Source organism: Cryobacterium sp. MDB2-A-1 (assembly GCF_004402675.1).
Classification (GTDB): Bacteria; Actinomycetota; Actinomycetes; order Actinomycetales; family Microbacteriaceae; genus Cryobacterium; species Cryobacterium glucosi.
On record NZ_SOFK01000028.1, the window covers coordinates 200284 to 216294 of the forward strand.

Genomic DNA, 16011 nt, shown 5'->3' on the forward strand with positions numbered 1-16011 from the left:
CGGAATCGCGGGCTGTGCGAGACACCGGTGCCGCTGCGATGAACGCCGGACCGGCGACCGAGACCCTCGCCGAGCTCAGCGAGGGCGAGGTGCTCGCCCGCATCTTCCCGCGGCTGCCGGATGCTGCGACTCAGCTGCTCGGCCCCGGCGACGATGCCGCCGTGCTCCGCGCCCCCGACGGGCGATACGTCGTCACGACCGACATGATGATCCAGGGGCCGGACTTCCGGATGGCCTGGTCGACCCCGCACGACCTCGGCTGGAAGGCCGCGGCCACCAACCTGTCCGACGTCGCGGCCATGGGCGCGCGCCCGACGGCGCTCGTCGTCGCGATCGCGGCCCCGCCGTCGACCCCCATCTCCGTGATCGAGGGCATCGCCGACGGGCTCCGGGACTGCTGCGCTGCGCTCGCGCCGGGGTGTGGCGTCGTCGGCGGCGACCTGTCCGCCTCTGACGCCCTCACGCTGGCCGTGACGGCCTTCGGAGACCTGGAGGGACGGGAACCGGTTCTGCGCTCCGGAGCGCGTGCAGGCGACGTCGTGGCCCTCGCCGGGGGGCTCGGTGAGGCAGGGGCCGGCCTCGCACTGCTCTTCCGGCACGGAGTCGACACGAACGGTGTTCCGGATGCCGCGCTCGCCGCGGCCGTCCGGGAGCGCTACCCGGTCGAGGTGGGCGCCCAGCTCGCCCCGACACCGCCGATCGACCGCGGCCCTGCCGCGTCCCTCGCGGGGGCGACCGCAATGATGGACCTCTCCGACGGCCTCTTCATCGATGCCGGGCGCCTGGCCAAGGCGAGCGGGGTCGGAATCGACTTCGCGGCGGACTCCCTCGGCGACAGCGTCGGGCTCGCGCTCGGCGGCGGCGAGGACCACGGCCTGCTCGCGACCTTCCCTGCCGGCGCCGTGCTGCCGGAGGGCTTCCGTGTGATCGGCACGGCGACGGATGCCGCGGGCACGGTCCTCGTCGACGGCCGCACACACGAGCAGGGCGGCTGGGACCCGTACCGCGGCTGGGACGGCGCCCTCGGCTGACCGCGCCTGCGGCGGCTACGGGCCGGCGAGCACCGGGGCGGCGTACCAGACGGTCGTGTCGCCGTAGTCCTTGCGGCGCTCGGAAGCGAGGCCAGGACCCCAGGACGGCTCGGGGGAGCGGGAGCTGCGCTCGACGACGACGAGGGCGTCCGGGTCGAGCAGGGGGGTCAGGGCGAGCAGGTTGTGCCCGAGTTCGACGTCGGAGAGCTCATACGGCGGGTCGAGGAAGACGAGTTCGAACCCGTCGCCCGTCGCCGCGAGGAATGACTGCACGGCCTGCGCGGAGACGCGGATCGACGGGGCGTCCTTCTTCGGGGCGGCCTTGAGCACCGCGTCGGTGTTCTTCCGGCACATCTGAGCGGCCCCGTAGCTGTTCTCGACAAGGGTCACGATGCGGGCACCCCTGCTCGCGGCCTCGAGCCCGAGGGAACCGGAGCCCGCGTAGAGGTCGAGCACCCGGGCGCCCCGGATGATGTCACGGGCGTCGAGGGCGGAGAAGATCGCCTCGCGCACCCGGTCGCTCGTGGGGCGTGTGCCCGACTTGGGAACAGCGAGGGGCAGGGAACCGGCGAACCCGGAGATGATGCGCGTCATGTCCGTTCGAGCCTAGCCGGACCGCAGTGTCGGCGGCCGCGCCTACGATCGAAGGATGACGGATGCGACCGCGGCGGACGGCGAGAAGCTCACCGGCGCCCTGACCCTGGATACCCCGCTCACGGCACACGGAACGATAACGGCCGCCGAAGCGAAATCGCTCGCCAAGGCGTTCGACATGCGCACCGTCGGCGACCTGCTCAGTCATTACCCTCGCCGCTACGCCAGGCGCGGAGAGCTCAGCGCGATCAGCGAACTGCCGCTCGACGAACAGGTCACGATCTTCGCCGAGGTGCGTTCGATCTCCACCCACGACATGAAGACCCGCAAGGGCTCGATCACGACCGTCAAGATCTCCGACGGCCGCGGCATCCTCACCCTCACGTTCTTCAACCAGGCCTGGCGCGAGAAGCTGCTCGCACCGGGCACCCGCGGCATGTTCACCGGCAAGGTCACCTCGTTCAAGAACCAGCTGCAGCTGGCGCATCCGCACTACAAGCTCTTCGTCGCCGGGAGCGACGAGGAACAGGAACACGAGATTCCCACGGAAGGCGAGGCCTGGCTCGTCGAGCCCGTCCCGGTCTACCCGGCGACCGCCGCGGTCGCGAGCTGGGACTTCCAGACGATCGTCGGAAAGATACTCAAGCACCTCGGCCCCGTCGAGGACCCGCTCCCGCCTGCGCTCCGCTCCGAACGCGGCCTGCTGCCGCACCGGAAGGCCCTCGAGCTCATCCACCAACCCGCCGTCGACGCCGACTGGATCAGGGCCCGCGACACCCTTCGGTTCACCGAGGCATTCGTGCTGCAGAGCGCGCTCGTGCAGCAGCGAAACGCCGCCAGGGCGACGAAGTCGACCGCACGGGTGCCCGTCCCCGGCGGGTACCTCGAACGCTTCGACGCCCGCCTTCCGTTCACCCTCACCGGCGACCAGCTGACCGTCGGCGCCGAGATCGCGAGGGACCTCGCCGACACCGCACCGATGAACCGGCTCCTGCAGGGCGAGGTCGGTTCAGGCAAGACGCTCGTCGCGCTGCGGGCGATGCTCGCCGTCGCCGACACCGGGGGGCAGGCCGCCCTGCTTGCGCCGACGGAGGTGCTCGCGGCCCAGCATCTGCGGTCGATCGTGCAGATCCTCGGCCCCGACCTGGCCGCAGAACTTGTGCCCGTGCTGCTGACCGGCAAACTGCCCGTCGCCCTTCGACGCAAGGCGTTGCTGCGAGCGGTCTCCGGCCAGGCCAGGATCGTGATCGGCACGCACGCCCTCCTGGCCGAATCGGTGTCGTTCTTCGACCTCGGACTCGTGGTCATCGACGAACAGCACCGCTTCGGCGTCGATCAGCGGGAGGCACTCCGCCTCAAGGGTGCTGTGCCACCACACCTCCTCGTGCTGACGGCGACACCGATCCCGCGCACGGTGGCCATGACGGTCTTCGGCGACCTCGACGTGTCGACGATCGCGATGCTCCCGGCAGGCAGGCAGGGCATCCAGACCTATGTTGTGGCGCTCGCCGAAAAGCCGCAGACCTTCTCGCGCGTCTGGACCAGGCTGGCCGAGGAGCTCGCCCTCGGCCGGCAGGGTTTCGTCGTGTGCCCTGCGATCGCGCCGAAGGAACTTGAGGAGGGCGAGGAATTCGAACAGCCGGCGACAGAGAAGGGCGCCGCCGACGCCGCGCCGGCCGTGCCCCCGGAATCCGTCGAGGTCGTGCTCGAGAGGTTGCGCTCCCGGCCGGAGCTCGCAGCGGCCAGGATCGAACCGCTGCACGGCCGGATGACCGCGGACCAGAAGGACCAGACCATGCTCGCCTTCGCCGCGGGCCAGATCGATGTGCTCGTGGCCACCACGGTGATCGAGGTCGGCGTCGACGTGCCGAACGCTTCGGTGATGGTGGTGCTCGACTCCGACAGGTTCGGCGTCTCGCAGCTCCACCAGTTGCGCGGGAGGGTCGGCCGCGGCGGGGTGCCGGGGCTCTGCCTGCTCGTCACCCGTGCGGAAGTCGACTCTCTCGCCCGGTCGAGGGTCGAGGCCGTCGCCGCAACCCTCGACGGTTTCGAGCTCGCCGAGATCGACCTCGAGCTGCGCAGGGAAGGCGATGTGCTCGGCAGCACGCAGTCCGGCGGGCGTTCCTCGCTGCGGCTGCTCCGGGTCGCGACCGACGGCGAACTCATCCTCGAGGCGCGCACCCACGCACAGGAGCTCGCGGCGGATGACCCCGAGTTCGCGAGCGTGCCTGCCCTGCGCGATGCGGTGCGCCGGCGACTCGACGACGCGGAACGGGCCTCGCTCACCAAGGGCTGAACTCCGCGCCGCCGAATGAGACCTGGCCGACGCCATCGCCACCGGTCTGGGTCGTTTCGGGCACCCGGCGACCCGCGAAGTGGGGGTGATTCCCGGCCTATCCCGTCCCGCGAGCGCGGTGCTACGGTGCCTCAACAATCAAACAGGTCCTTCCCCCGGGTTGCGCACCAGCGCGATCGGGGACGATTTGGGAGTCTATCCGGGCTCGGTGAAGAGCTTCATCGACCCGGGTGCCGTCCACCGGGAATCGTCGACCACACAGCGCTGGAACACACCCGGCCCACGCACTCGCCCACCATTCGATTCCCGACGCCCGAACGGAAGTTGACATGTCCCAGTCCGAACCCGCTTACACAAGCGACTCGCTGCGAGTGACCTTGCGTAGTCCCCTCCGGCGGCGGCCCAGGTGGCGCGCCTTCGGAACAGCGTCCGTGATGCTGCTGTCCCTCGGTTCCGTTCTGGGGACGGCCCTCCCGTCCCAGGCCGCGACCACCGACCCGGTGACCGTCGTGAGCCTCACGTTCGACGACGGCGACGCCGACCAGAGTGCGGCCGTTTCGATCCTCGACGCGGCGGGACTTAAGGGAACCTTCTTCATCACGACCGGCTGGATCGGCGCATCCAACTATCTGACCGTCCCGCAACTGACCGCGATGGCAGCAAGCGGGCACGAGATCGGGGGCCACACCGTGAGCCACCCCGACCTGACGACCCTGCCCGCCGCCGAGGTCACCAAGCAGATCTGCCAGGGCCGGAATACCCTCGACGACTGGGGATTCAAGACCACGACGGACTTCGCCTACCCGTTCGCGACCGTGAGCCCCGCAGTCGCGGCGGCCGTGAGTGCGTGCGGCTTCAACAGCGGACGCATGCTCGGCGACGTCGGCGGCACGACCGGTGTGTTCGCCGAGACGATTCCGCCGGCCGACGCGTTCCAGACCCGGGCTCCCGAGGAAGTCGACTCGACCTGGACCCTCGCCACCCTGCAGAAGACCGTGACGGATGCCGAGACCCACGGCGGAGGCTGGGTCCAGCTGACCTTCCACCACGTCTGCGACACCGCACCGGGGGTGTGCGACCCGCTGAACCTGACCATCACGCCAACGCTCTTCCAGCAGTTCGTCGACTGGCTCAAGGTCCGCACGCCCACATCCCCCCTTTCAACCACCAACACGATCGTCAAAACCGTTCACGAGGTCCTCGGCGGAACGGGGAAGCCTCTGGTGGCGTCCACGAACAGCTTCCGGGCAGCTCCGGCCGCCGGTGAGAACGGCGTGCTGAACCCCAGCCTCGAGACGGCGAGCACGGTGGTGCCGCCGGCCGGAACCACGCTGCCGCCGGAGTGCTGGCAGCAGGGCGGGTTTGGAGTGAGCACCGCGACATTCACGACGCTCACCACAGCCGCAGAAGCGCATACCGGTACGAAAGCAGAACAGCTCGTGGTGACGGGCCTGACCAGCGGCGATGCGAAACTCGCCCTGATGCAGGACCTCGGAACCTGTGCACCGACGGCGACCCCCGGTCACACCTATTCCCTGAGAGCCTGGTACAAATCGACCGTGCCCACCCAATTCGACCTCTACTATCGCAACGCGGACGGTGGCTGGATCTACCAGACCTCTGGCCCGTTGTATAACGCGGCGACCGCGTACACCCAGGTGGCCTGGACGACGCCGGTCGTGCCTGCCGGCGTCACCGGGATCAGCTTCGGACTCAACCTGATCAGCAACGGCACGCTCGTGACTGACGACTACGCCCTGTACGACACCGTCGGGGCCCCTGCGACCCTCGTGACGCCGGCCGTCCCGACCATCACAGGTGTTGCCGCGGTCCGACAGGTCCTCACCGCCGTTCCCGGAGCCTGGACCCCGGTTCCGATCGTTTTCACCTACCAGTGGTCGATTGGAGGGGTCGCCGTTCCCGGTGCAACAGCCGTGACGTATACACCCGTCCTCGCCGACCAGGGGAAGACCGTCACCGTGACGGTCACCGGCACGGCCACCGGCCTTCCCGCGGTTTCCGCGACGAGCGTCGCGAGCGCCGCAGTGGCTGCGCCCGCCGCGGCGACGGCCACGCGGTTGTGGGGTCAGGATGCCTATGGCACGTCGGCCGCGATCTCCGCTGGGACGTTCCCGACGCCGGGTGTGCCGGTCGCGTACGTTGCGACGGGTGAGACGTACCAGGATGCATTGTCCGGTGCCGGTGCTGCCGGGGTGAACAAGGGTCCGGTGCTGCTCGTCCAGCCCAATGGGATCCCGGGTGTCATCGCGGCAGAGCTTGCCCGGTTGAAGCCGGCCAGGATCGTGGTGCTCGGCGGCAATCTGGCTGTCTCGGATGGTGTCTTCGCGAGCCTCTCCGGGATCGCGCCGACGACGCGGTTGTGGGGTCAGGATGCCTATGGCACGTCGGCCGCGATCTCCGCTGGGACGTTCCCGACACCGGGTGTGCCGGTGGTCTATCTGGCCACGGGCGAGACTTACCAGGATGCATTGTCCGGTGCAGGTGCCGCCGGCGTGAACCAGGGACCGGTGCTCCTCGTCCAGCCCAACGGCATTCCCGCCGTCATCGCGGCGGAGCTCGCCCGGTTGAAGCCGGGCCGGATCGTGATTCTCGGCGGAAACCTCGCGGTGTCCGACGCGGTCATGGCCCAGTCGCTGGCCCTGGTCGGCTAGATCGCGCACGAAGGCCAGGCGGGAGACTCCGCCTGGCCTTTCGCGCGCGATCGCTGGCCGGCGAATTTGGCCTCCCAGCAGGGCGAATGCCGAGAGTGTGCCGCCCGGGGAGGCGCGAGACGTGCTCGCGCGTTAGGGTATTGCGTATGCGCAGGATCGCCGTTGTCCCTGGTTCATTCGACCCCGTCACCCTGGGTCACCTCGACGTGATCGAACGGGCGGCGGGCCTCTTCGATGAAGTGCACGTGCTCGTCGTGCACAACCCCGACAAGACGGCCCTCCTGCCGATCAGCCAGCGCGTCTCCCTTCTGCAGCGGGCGATCGCAGACGCCGGCCTCCCGGACACCATCATCGTCGCGTCCTGGAGCATGGGACTGCTCGTCGACTACTGCCTCGAGGTCGGGGCAAGCGTGCTCATCAAGGGCATCCGTTCCCAGGTCGACGTCGCATACGAGACACCGATGGCGATCGTGAACCGCAACCTCGCGGGCGTCGAGACCATCTTCATGCTGCCTGACCCTGCGAATGCCCACGTGTCCAGCTCCCTCGTGCGACAGGTCGCCGCGCTCGGCGGCGACATCTCGCCATACGTGCCCCGCGTCGTCGCGCAGTACCTGCAAAAGGCACCCGTGTGACCGCCCCGCCCGCCGGCGCGACAACGGATGTCCCCGCGGGCGTCCCGACGCAGCGCGCCCCGGGCATCCGACCGGTACCGGCGGCCGCGCCGGGGGCGGACCCCCCGCCCGACGCAGACCTCGACCTCGACCTCGTGGCCGAGGCCGGCCGGGCCATCGTCCGCAACGTCGAAACGGTCATCGCAGGCAAGCACCCCGCCGTCGTCACGGCCCTGACCGTGCTCCTCGCCGAGGGCCACCTCCTCATCGAGGACGTGCCCGGCGTCGGCAAGACCATGCTGGCCAAGGCCCTCGCCCGCTCAGTCGACTGCTCGGTCAGCCGCATCCAGTTCACACCGGACCTGCTCCCTTCCGACGTCACGGGCGTGAGCGTCTTCAACCAGGTCGACCGCAGGTTCGAGTTCAAGCCGGGGGCCATCTTCGCGAACATCGTGATCGGCGACGAGATCAACCGGGCGAGCCCGAAGACCCAGTCGGCCCTCCTCGAGTGCATGGAGGAACGCCAGGTCACCGTCGACGGAGCGACCTACCTCCTTCCGCTCCCGTTCACGGTCGTCGCGACCCAGAATCCGATCGAGATGGAGGGCACATACGCCCTCCCCGAGGCCCAGCGGGACCGTTTCATGGCCCGGATCTCGATGGGCTACCCCGACACGACCTCCGAGCTCGCGATGCTCGAATCCCGAGACACCTCGAGCCCGCTCGCCGGAATCGACGCCGTCGTCACCGGCGCCCAGTTGCGGGCCATGATGACGGCGGCCCGCGGTGTCTTCGCCTCCAGCGCCGTCAAGCAGTACGCCGTCGACATCGTGCGGGCCACCCGTTCGGACAAGGACCTCCGCCTCGGTGCGAGCCCGCGGGCAACCCTGCAGCTCATCCGTGCCGCCAAGGCGCAATCCGCTCTGCAGGGCCGTGACTTCGTGCTCCCCGACGACATCGATGCGCTTGCCGTCGCCGTCCTCGGCCACCGGCTGGTGGCGAGCAGCCGGGTGCTCGGGCACCAGCATCAGGACTCGAGCCCGCTGCTCGAGGACATCGTGCGCCGGATCCTCGCGGCGACCCCGGTGCCGCTCGGCGCCTCCGGTCGCCCGTAGCCGCCATGTCTGCGCGGCGACCTCCCTCGCGGCCGGTTCGGTTTCCCCGGCTCACCCTCCGGGGTGGCGCCTTCCTCAGCGGGGGAGCGGTGCTGACGGTGGTGTCATTCTCGGAGAACCGGCGGGACCTGCTGTTCATCGCCCTCCTGCTGGTCTCGGTGCCGATCGTCGCCGGGCTGTCGGTGGCCCTCCGACCCGTCCGGGTGCGCGTCGGCCGTGACTTCCGCCCCAACCTCGTCTCCGCGGGCGGGCAGACGACTGAGCTGCTCACCGTCGAGAACGTCGGGGTGCAGCCGCTTTCCGGGGTGCGCTGGCGCGAGACCGGCCCGATGGGAACGACACCGATGCCCAGGGATCTCCCGTTGCCGCCGCTCTCCGGGCTCGGCGGCGCGTGGGGCCGCAGCGGCGGCTGGGACGGTTTCGGCGAGGGCCCTGACGCGGCAGCCCGGACCGTGCGCCTCGAGTTCCCGCTCGCACCGCACGCGCGGGGACGGTACGAGTACGGGCCGGTCGTGCTCGCCCGGTCCGACCCGTTCGGACTGGTGATGGCGCGCTGGGCGGTCGGCGGCCGGCATGAACTGGTCGTGACTCCCCGGGTGACGCCCCTTCCCGGCCGGGGGCACGCGAGCATGCTCGGTGGGGGAGAAGCCCTCGAACGGCAGCGACTGCTCAACCAGAATTCGGACGAGCTGATCGCTCGCGAGTACCGGCCAGGGGATTCGCTGCGCCGGGTGAATTGGCCGGCCACCGCACGCCACGGCGAGATCATGGTGCGGCAGGAGGAACACCGGAGCGACTCAGGGGTGCGGTTCGTGCTCGACACGCTCGCGCCCGCCGAATCGGGCGCTCGCGAGGTCGACCGGGCGCGGCGAGCGAGTGCGTTCGAGCTCGGGGTGGAAGTGGCGGCATCCGTCTGCACGCACCTGCTCGCAGCCGGTTACCGGGTCGATGTCGTCGAGCTCGGCCCTGCCCAACTCGGAACTGCCCGGCTCGGCCGTGCCTCGAACGGTGCCACGGCCGCAACCGATGCCGCCCCGCTCGGCGCGACCGGGCTCGGCGGCTCTCCCGTGGCCGGGAACGGTGCGGGAGGTACGGCCGGGTCGGGAGATCCGGTCTCCTATCGCGGATCAGGCGGCATTTCGCACCTGCTCGAGGACCTCGCGGGCATCCTCCAGGTCCCTGCTGAAGCCAGGGACGCCGGCACCGGCGAACCCAATGGGCCCCTCGCGCCCCCGCGCTCACGCGTCCCCCGCGGGGCGCTTCCGACCTTCGCTGTACTCGGCGCCGGGGCAGCCCTCGACCTCGCCGTTCTCGCCGCGCTCGCGGCAAGTGCCCGGCCGGCGATTGCATTCGTACTCGAACCTGTGCCGACGGATGCCTCTGAGCGGCTCAGGGAGGCCGGCTGGCGGTGCATACCGGTGCGTTCGGCTATCGCACTGCCCGAGGCATGGCTCGACTCCGTCGGCGGGAGAGGGGCGCTGCATGAGCCTGCGTGAACGGATCCTGCCAGAGCAGACGATGACGGCCAGGCCGTCGCCGTCACCGGAAACGCCTGGTGGCCGGAGAACAGGGAAGCGCTCCTCCGGCTCCCGCTGGCCCGTGACCGGTGCGCTCGCGCTGCTCCTGCTCGTCGGGATGACCGCGCTGGGTCCTCTCCTGCAGGGCACCGGCTGGTGGTGTCTGATGGCGGTCGAAGCGGGAGCCGTCTTCGTCGTCTCCGCGGGCATCCGCTCGCTCGGCCCCAGGCCCTGGGTCGTCCCACTCGCCGGTGCCGGCGTGATCGTCGGGAGCGTCACCCTGCTCTTCGGCGGCGGAACAGGGCTGCTCTGGCTCGTGCCGACCGGCGATACGATCGACCGGTTCCGTACCCTCGTCGAATCGGGGATCGCCTCGGTGCAGTCCCAGGGCACCCCGGCCGATCCCGTGACCGGCATCCTGTTCCTGCTCTGCATCGGGGCCGGTGTGATCGCCGTGCTGATGGACGCCCTCGCGATCACCCTGCGGGCGCCGGCGCTCGCTGGGCTGCCCGTACTGGTGCCTGTCGGCGTCCCCGGCCTCATCCTCGACAACGGTGCGGAGAAACTGACCCTCGTGCTCACGGCCGCGGCATTCCTGCTGCTGCTGCGGATCGACGTCCTCGGCCGGCGCGGCGGGGTCACAGCGGGAACGGGCGAGGGCATCGGGATCGCCGGCTCTCGTGGGCCTGCCGGGCGGAGCTGGTCCGTCACCGGGGCCTTCCTGATCGGCGGGCTCGGCATCATCACAGCGCTCGTGCTCAGCATCGCGGTTCCCAACCTGCCCGGCGACGGGCGCGTCGGCGGCCGGGCCACCGGACCGCTGCTCTTCGGCGACGGCGTGAGCGCCATGGTCAACCTCGGGCAGGATCTCCGGAGTTCGCAGGCCGGCGCCGCGCTGCACTACCGGACGAGTGCCGCTCAGCCGCCCTACCTCAAGCTGCTCACCCTGGACCGGTTCGTCGGGCCGAGCTGGACCGCCCGCCTCGAGCCGACCAACACCGGGAACACCGTCGACGCAATCGACCGGCCGCCGGGGCTCTCCGCCCAGGTCGCCACGACGGAGGAGTCCACCCAGGTCGTCATCGACGGGGTCGCCTCGGCCTGGCTGCCCACCCCTGGCGCGGCCACGAAGGTATCCGGGCTCGTCGGCGACTGGTACTGGAACGGGCCCACCGGGACGATTGCGAGCACGAACAGCAGCACCCGGGGCCAGGAATACACCGTCACCTCGCTCGCCCTCGAGCCCACTCCCGAGCAGCTTCGCGCGGCGACGGGCCGGTACCCGGTCAGCGTCGAGTCGAGCCTTCGCCTGCCCCGGAGCAGCCCCCTGATCATCGAACAGACCGCGCGCGCGGTGACATCGGGAACGACGACCCCGTATGACGCTGCCGTCGCCCTGCAGGAGTACCTGCGGGGGAGCGAATTCACCTACGACACCACCGCACCGGTCGAGGACGGCTACGACGGCGGCGGGGTCGACGTTGTCGGTACCTTCCTCGAGGTCAAGCGCGGTTACTGCGTGCATTTCGCCTCCGCGATGGCGGTGATGGCCCGGTCGCTCGGCATCCCGGCGCGCATCGCGATCGGCTATCTGCCCGGTTCCCGCTCCTCGGACTTCATCGAGGGCAGGGACCGTTTCAACGTCGACGCCCATGACCTGCACTCGTGGCCGGAGCTGTACTTCACCGGCATCGGCTGGTTGCCGTTCGAACCCACCCCCGGGCGCGGGACCGTTCCGAGCTACACCCAGCCGGCCGGTCAGTCCACCCCACTCGGCGGCACGGTGGCCGGTGTGCCGTCGTCCGCGCCGCGCCCGTTCGACGACCCCGGCCAGGCCCTGTCGACGGGAAGCGGAGCCGCGAAGACGCCCGGGAACGATGCAGGCACGCCCGGACGCGTTGCGCTCATCCTCGGAGCGCTCGTCGTCGTACTCGCCGCTCCGGGTGGCATCCGCCTGCTTCGGAGCAGACGACGGCGCAGGGACCTCGCCAGGGGCACGGCAGGGGGCGCCGATGCCTGGCGGGAGCTCGTCGACACGGCCGTCGACTTCGGGGTCAGCGTGCGCGCCACGGAGACGCCCCGGGAATTCGCGGCGCGGATCGGCGCCCTGCCCGGCCTCACGGGCACCGGTGGGGCGGCAGCCGGTGCAGCACTTGCCCGGTTGCTGGCCGCGGCCGAGCGACACCGGTACGGCCGCCCGGTCGCCGGGGCGCCGCAACCGGCGCTCCTCGGCGACCTCGACACGGTCTCGACGAGGATCAGCATGGGTGCGAGCACGGCTGTGCGCTGGCGTGCGCGCCTCCTTCCCGCGTCCCTATGGCTCTTCCTCGGCGAACGGGGGCGCGCACCCGTCACGGACGCGTAGAATCTCCCCCCGTGACCAAGTTTCAGAAGACCCCGTACAAGGTCGACGTGCGTGACCTCATCAACCGCCCCGGCACCATGCGTGAGCGCCACATCGACCTCATCGTTCCCGACGACCTCGGCGAGGGACTCGTTGCCGTCAAGGCCGGGTCGACGCTCGACGTCAACATCCGCCTCGAAACCCTGCACGAGAGCCTTCTGGTGTCCGCGCAGATCTCCGGAATCGCGTCCGGCGAGTGCGGAAGATGCCTGATTGACATCGACTTGCCTGTCCGAGTCGAGTTTCACGAGGTTTTCGCGTACTCTCTTGATGAAGCTTATGAGTGTGCGGTTGTCGAGGACCATGTGGATCTTGAACCGCTCATCAGGGATGCAGTGGTTCTGTCACTGCCTTTCCAGCCGGTCTGCCGGCAGGATTGCCCGGGTCTCGACCCCGAGACCGGGCAGCGGCTTGCCGTTTCCCCTGAATTCGAACCAGAACAGATGCGCGATCCCCGGTGGGCAGCGCTTGTGAATTTCCAGGCTTCCGAAAGCATCGGCACGGATGAAGACATCCGCGCTGAAACGGATAGAAGAGAAGAGAAGTAGTCATGGCAGTCCCGAAGCGCAAGCAATCACGCTCCAACACCCGCTCACGTCGTTCCTGCTGGAAGGCCGAAGCCCCCACCCTGGTCAAGACCATGGAAAACGGCAAGGTCGTCTACAGCCTCCCGCACCGCGCCAAGGTCGTCACCGACACCGCCGGAACCGCGATGTTCATGGAATACAAGGGCCGCAAGGTCGCCGACATTTAATTCGGCGATGTACACGCCCCAGGTACCGCTCCTCCGACGGATGCCGCGTCTTCTGACCCGGAACATCCGCTCGTCGCGTCGCGGTACCGTCGGGGCGGTCGCCGTATGACCGGGCACGCCGCAGCCGGTCACCCGATGACCGGCGCGGAAGCCGACCCCTCGGCCCTCGTGTCCGCGCTCGGCGTGCAGATCGACGAGAGCCTGCTTCGGCTGGCGCTCACCCATCGGTCCTTCGCGTACGAGAACGGCGGAGTGCCCACGAACGAGCGCCTGGAATTCCTCGGCGACTCGATCCTGGGCCAGGCCGTCACGGTCATGCTCTACCGCACGTATCCGCTGCTCGACGAGGGCGACCTGGCCAAGCGCCGGGCCAGCCTGGTCTCGAGTGTCGCCCTCGCTGAAATCGCCAGGGGCCTCGGCCTCGGCGCCTACGTTCGGCTCGGGCGGGGCGAGATCCTCACGGGTGGTCGTGACAAGTCATCGATCCTCGCCGACACCGTCGAGGCGCTCATCGGTGCCGTCTACCTCGACACGGGTCCGGACGCCGCCACGGCTTTCGTGCTGCGGCTGATCGCGCCGATGCTCAACGACCCTGGTCACTTCGGAGTCTCGATGGATCCGAAGACGAGCCTGCAGGAAGCGGCGGCCCGGCTCGACGCCGGCGTACCCGTCTATGCGATCGCCGAGAGCGGCCCCGACCACTCCAAGGTGTTCATCGCGACCGTGACCGTCGGCATCGTCGTCGCAACGGGAGAAGGCACCAGCAAGAAGCACGCCGAGATGGCCGCCGCCCTCGAGGCGTGGAACCGGCTCGTCCCGCGCTGACCTGGCCGTTGTCCGCTCGACTCATTCCCGCGCATCCGACGGCACCGCCACCATCGTCTGGACGCTTCCTTGCCAGAACTTCCTGAGGTCGAGGTGGTGCGCGCGGGCGTCGAACCCGCCGTGACCGGTGCTCGCGTCACCGCCGTTGAGGTTTTCGAGCCACGCTCCCTCCGCAGGCACGACCCCCTGACCGGCCCGTTCGCCCCGCAGCTCGAGGGGCATCGCCTGCTCGGCGCCGTCCGCCGCGGCAAATTCCTCTGGCTGCCGATCGACACCGGACGCGCCCTCGTGATCCACCTCGGCATGAGCGGCCAGGTCCTGCTCCGGGAACCGGGCTCGGAGGCAGACCGTCAGTTGCGCATCCGCCTGCACCTCGAACACCCCGACCACGGGGAACTGTGGCTCAACTTCGCCGACCAGCGGATCTTCGGCAGCATGGCGATAGACCGGATGCAGCCCACCGGCGACGGACTGCCAGGAGGGTATGCCGGGGCGGGCACGGGTGCGTGGAGCGGGCTGATCCCCGACCAGGTCGCCCACATCGCCCGCGACCTCATCGACCCCGACTTCGGAACGGATGCCGCCCTCGCCGCCCTGGCCCGGCGCGGCTCAGGGATCAAGCGGGTGCTGCTCGACCAGACCTGGGTCAGCGGCATCGGGAACATCTACGCCGACGAAGCCCTGTTCGCGGCCGGACTGCACTACGAGCAGCCGGCGTCGTCCCTGTCACGCACCGAAGGCATCCGGTTGCTCGACGCCGTGCGCACGGTGCTGATGCGCGCCCTCGCCGAGGGCGGCACGAGCTTCGATGCGCAGTATGTGAACGTCAACGGCCAGTCCGGTTACTTCTCGCACAGCCTCGCCGTCTACGGCAGGCAGGGCACCGCGTGCCCGCGGTGCGGAACCCTCCTCGTGCGCGAGCAGTTCATGAACAGGTCCTCGCACCTCTGCCCGGTCTGCCAGCGCCTCCACTGACCGAGTCAACCAGGGTTCACGCGTCCGTAAGGGGCGTGCGCCGCCGCCAGGCGCCCTCGTAGCCGATCGGCAGGAAGCCGAGCTCCTCGTTGATGTCGAGCATGTGCCGGTTCTCCTCCGCGTTGAAGGTGATCACCGACGGATGTCCTGGCTCGTTCCGGAGGATGCTCTCCAGGTTCCAGGCCTTGAGCAGCAGGCCGAGCCGGTGCCCGCGATGTTCCCGCACCACGAGGGTGTCCTCCTGGTTGACCGGCCTGTCGGTCTCAGCGGGAACGGAGAGTTCGGTGAACCCGACCAGTGCGCGGGACGGGCGGTGCACGACGGCTGTGGTGTAGACGGTCCGTGGTCCGTCCGCGAGCCGGGCCTGCCTGTCGAGGAACCGATGGAGGGGCCAGGACTCTGCGGGTTCCTCGAGGCCGGCGGTGGGAGCATCCGTGCTCATTCTTTCGTAGAGCATCGCCATGTCCGGCTGCCACCGGATCGGCGTGAAGCCGTCCCACTGAATGATCTCGTATTCCTTTCCCGCGCGCTTCTCTGCCGCGCGCAGCAGCCGGTCCAGCCGCTCGCGGTCGTAGGGAAGTGCGAGGCGGTTGCCTCGCTCGACCTGCTCGAGACGGTAGCCGCGCCGGAGCAGGAAGCGCACCTCGGGGTTCCGCAACGGCAGTGAGCCGAAACCGGTCGGGGCGACCAGGCGTTCGCCCGGTGAGTCCGGCGAGGCCGCGTAGACGATCTGATTCACGCACCCGTCGGCCTCGGCGACCGACTCGAGCAACGCGAACAGGGCGGTACCGATGCCGCGGTTGCGGTATCCCGGCAGGACATCGGCGCGAAGCCACGCAGTCTCCGAGCCGGGGCCCTGAAACTCACACACACCGCGCGCGACGACGTGGATCACGTCGGCCGCGGCGGGGTCGTCCGCCGGGGCGTCAGCCGCAGCCTCGTCGCTCCCGCCGGCAGGAGCTGAACCGTCCGCGGCCCGCACCACGAACAGCCTCCTCGGCTCCCAATCCTGGTCGAGCCACTCCGGGAGTGCCTCCTCCGCCGTCACGGACAGCTCGTGGGTCCCGTAGGCATCCGCTTCGACCGTGTTGTGCACCTCGGCGGCGGCGACGAAGTCGTCCCAGCCCTCTGCACCCGGCTCCTCCGGGATCGAGAGCTCCTCGATCCTGGGCACGAGGTCGTCCATGCAGGCAGAGTAGCGTCCGGTCGGCACT

The 16011-nt window shown here is 69.8% G+C and carries 13 protein-coding genes; 11 read left to right on the forward strand and 2 right to left on the reverse strand.

Translation table 11 applies throughout. The features are described from left to right. The first annotated feature begins 38 nt into the window (after positions 1 to 38). Positions 39 to 1031 (forward strand): thiamine-phosphate kinase, encoded by a 993-nt coding sequence (gene thiL, locus E3O39_RS10085; protein WP_241975542.1) that lies wholly within the window; start codon positions 39 to 41, stop codon positions 1029 to 1031. A 15-nt stretch (positions 1032 to 1046) separates the two neighbouring features. On the opposite strand, the gene rsmD is transcribed toward thiL, so the two are convergent. Next, positions 1047 to 1625, reverse strand: a complete 579-nt coding sequence (rsmD, locus tag E3O39_RS10090; RefSeq protein ID WP_134447536.1) for a 16S rRNA (guanine(966)-N(2))-methyltransferase RsmD — start codon at positions 1623 to 1625, stop codon at positions 1047 to 1049. 55 nt (positions 1626 to 1680) lie between these two features. Between rsmD and E3O39_RS10095 the strand changes: the two genes are divergently transcribed. From E3O39_RS10095 to mutM, 10 genes are all read left to right on the forward strand, one after another. Further along, a complete protein-coding gene (locus E3O39_RS10095; RefSeq protein ID WP_134447537.1) occupies positions 1681 to 3921 on the forward strand; it encodes an ATP-dependent DNA helicase RecG in 2241 nt (746 codons plus the stop codon). A gap of 434 nt (positions 3922 to 4355) precedes the next feature. Continuing rightward, positions 4356 to 6593, forward strand: coding sequence for a cell wall-binding repeat-containing protein (locus E3O39_RS10100; RefSeq protein ID WP_241985053.1), 2238 nt, complete (start codon positions 4356 to 4358; stop codon positions 6591 to 6593). Positions 6594 to 6739: 146 nt separating this feature from the next. Next, positions 6740 to 7228, forward strand: a complete 489-nt coding sequence (gene coaD / locus E3O39_RS10105; RefSeq protein ID WP_134447540.1) for a pantetheine-phosphate adenylyltransferase — start codon at positions 6740 to 6742, stop codon at positions 7226 to 7228. 134 nt (positions 7229 to 7362) lie between these two features. Next, positions 7363 to 8322 (forward strand): MoxR family ATPase, encoded by a 960-nt coding sequence (locus E3O39_RS10110; protein WP_241985054.1) that lies wholly within the window; start codon positions 7363 to 7365, stop codon positions 8320 to 8322. 98 nt (positions 8323 to 8420) lie between these two features. After that, positions 8421 to 9818: a DUF58 domain-containing protein gene (locus E3O39_RS10115; RefSeq protein WP_134447542.1), complete on the forward strand. Its 1398-nt coding sequence runs from the start codon at positions 8421 to 8423 to the stop codon at positions 9816 to 9818. Next, a complete protein-coding gene (locus tag E3O39_RS10120; RefSeq protein WP_166787312.1) occupies positions 9805 to 12204 on the forward strand; it encodes a DUF3488 and transglutaminase-like domain-containing protein in 2400 nt (799 codons plus the stop codon). The genes E3O39_RS10115 and E3O39_RS10120 overlap by 14 nt, the downstream gene beginning before the upstream one ends. Before the next feature lie 11 nt (positions 12205 to 12215). Beyond that, positions 12216 to 12791 carry a DUF177 domain-containing protein gene (locus E3O39_RS10125; protein WP_134447545.1) on the forward strand — a complete coding sequence of 192 codons (576 nt, stop codon included), beginning with the start codon at positions 12216 to 12218 and terminating at the stop codon, positions 12789 to 12791. A gap of 2 nt (positions 12792 to 12793) precedes the next feature. After that, positions 12794 to 12997, forward strand: coding sequence for a 50S ribosomal protein L32 (rpmF, locus tag E3O39_RS10130; protein WP_134447547.1), 204 nt, complete (start codon positions 12794 to 12796; stop codon positions 12995 to 12997). Between the two features lie 135 nt (positions 12998 to 13132). Next, entirely contained in the window at positions 13133 to 13822 is a 690-nt protein-coding gene (gene rnc / locus E3O39_RS10135) for a ribonuclease III (protein ID WP_134448065.1), read from the forward strand. Positions 13823 to 13891: 69 nt separating this feature from the next. Beyond that, positions 13892 to 14797 (forward strand): bifunctional DNA-formamidopyrimidine glycosylase/DNA-(apurinic or apyrimidinic site) lyase, encoded by a 906-nt coding sequence (mutM, locus tag E3O39_RS10140; RefSeq protein ID WP_134447549.1) that lies wholly within the window; start codon positions 13892 to 13894, stop codon positions 14795 to 14797. A 16-nt stretch (positions 14798 to 14813) separates the two neighbouring features. On the opposite strand, the gene E3O39_RS10145 is transcribed toward mutM, so the two are convergent. After that, complete coding sequence (locus E3O39_RS10145; RefSeq protein WP_134447551.1) at positions 14814 to 15983, reverse strand: GNAT family N-acetyltransferase; 1170 nt, start codon at positions 15981 to 15983, stop codon at positions 14814 to 14816. Positions 15984 to 16011: the final 28 nt, after the last annotated feature.

Coding starts and splice junctions, on each gene's coding strand:
- thiL (WP_241975542.1), top strand. CDS start 39: ATGAACGCCGGACCGGCGACCGAGACCCTCGCCGAGCTCAGCGAGGGC.
- rsmD (WP_134447536.1), bottom strand. CDS start 1,625: ATGACGCGCATCATCTCCGGGTTCGCCGGTTCCCTGCCCCTCGCTGTT.
- E3O39_RS10095 (WP_134447537.1), top strand. CDS start 1,681: ATGACGGATGCGACCGCGGCGGACGGCGAGAAGCTCACCGGCGCCCTG.
- E3O39_RS10100 (WP_241985053.1), top strand. CDS start 4,356: ATGCTGCTGTCCCTCGGTTCCGTTCTGGGGACGGCCCTCCCGTCCCAG.
- coaD (WP_134447540.1), top strand. CDS start 6,740: ATGCGCAGGATCGCCGTTGTCCCTGGTTCATTCGACCCCGTCACCCTG.
- E3O39_RS10120 (WP_166787312.1), top strand. CDS start 9,805: ATGAGCCTGCGTGAACGGATCCTGCCAGAGCAGACGATGACGGCCAGG.
- rpmF (WP_134447547.1), top strand. CDS start 12,794: ATGGCAGTCCCGAAGCGCAAGCAATCACGCTCCAACACCCGCTCACGT.
- rnc (WP_134448065.1), top strand. CDS start 13,133: ATGACCGGCGCGGAAGCCGACCCCTCGGCCCTCGTGTCCGCGCTCGGC.
- E3O39_RS10145 (WP_134447551.1), bottom strand. CDS start 15,983: ATGGACGACCTCGTGCCCAGGATCGAGGAGCTCTCGATCCCGGAGGAG.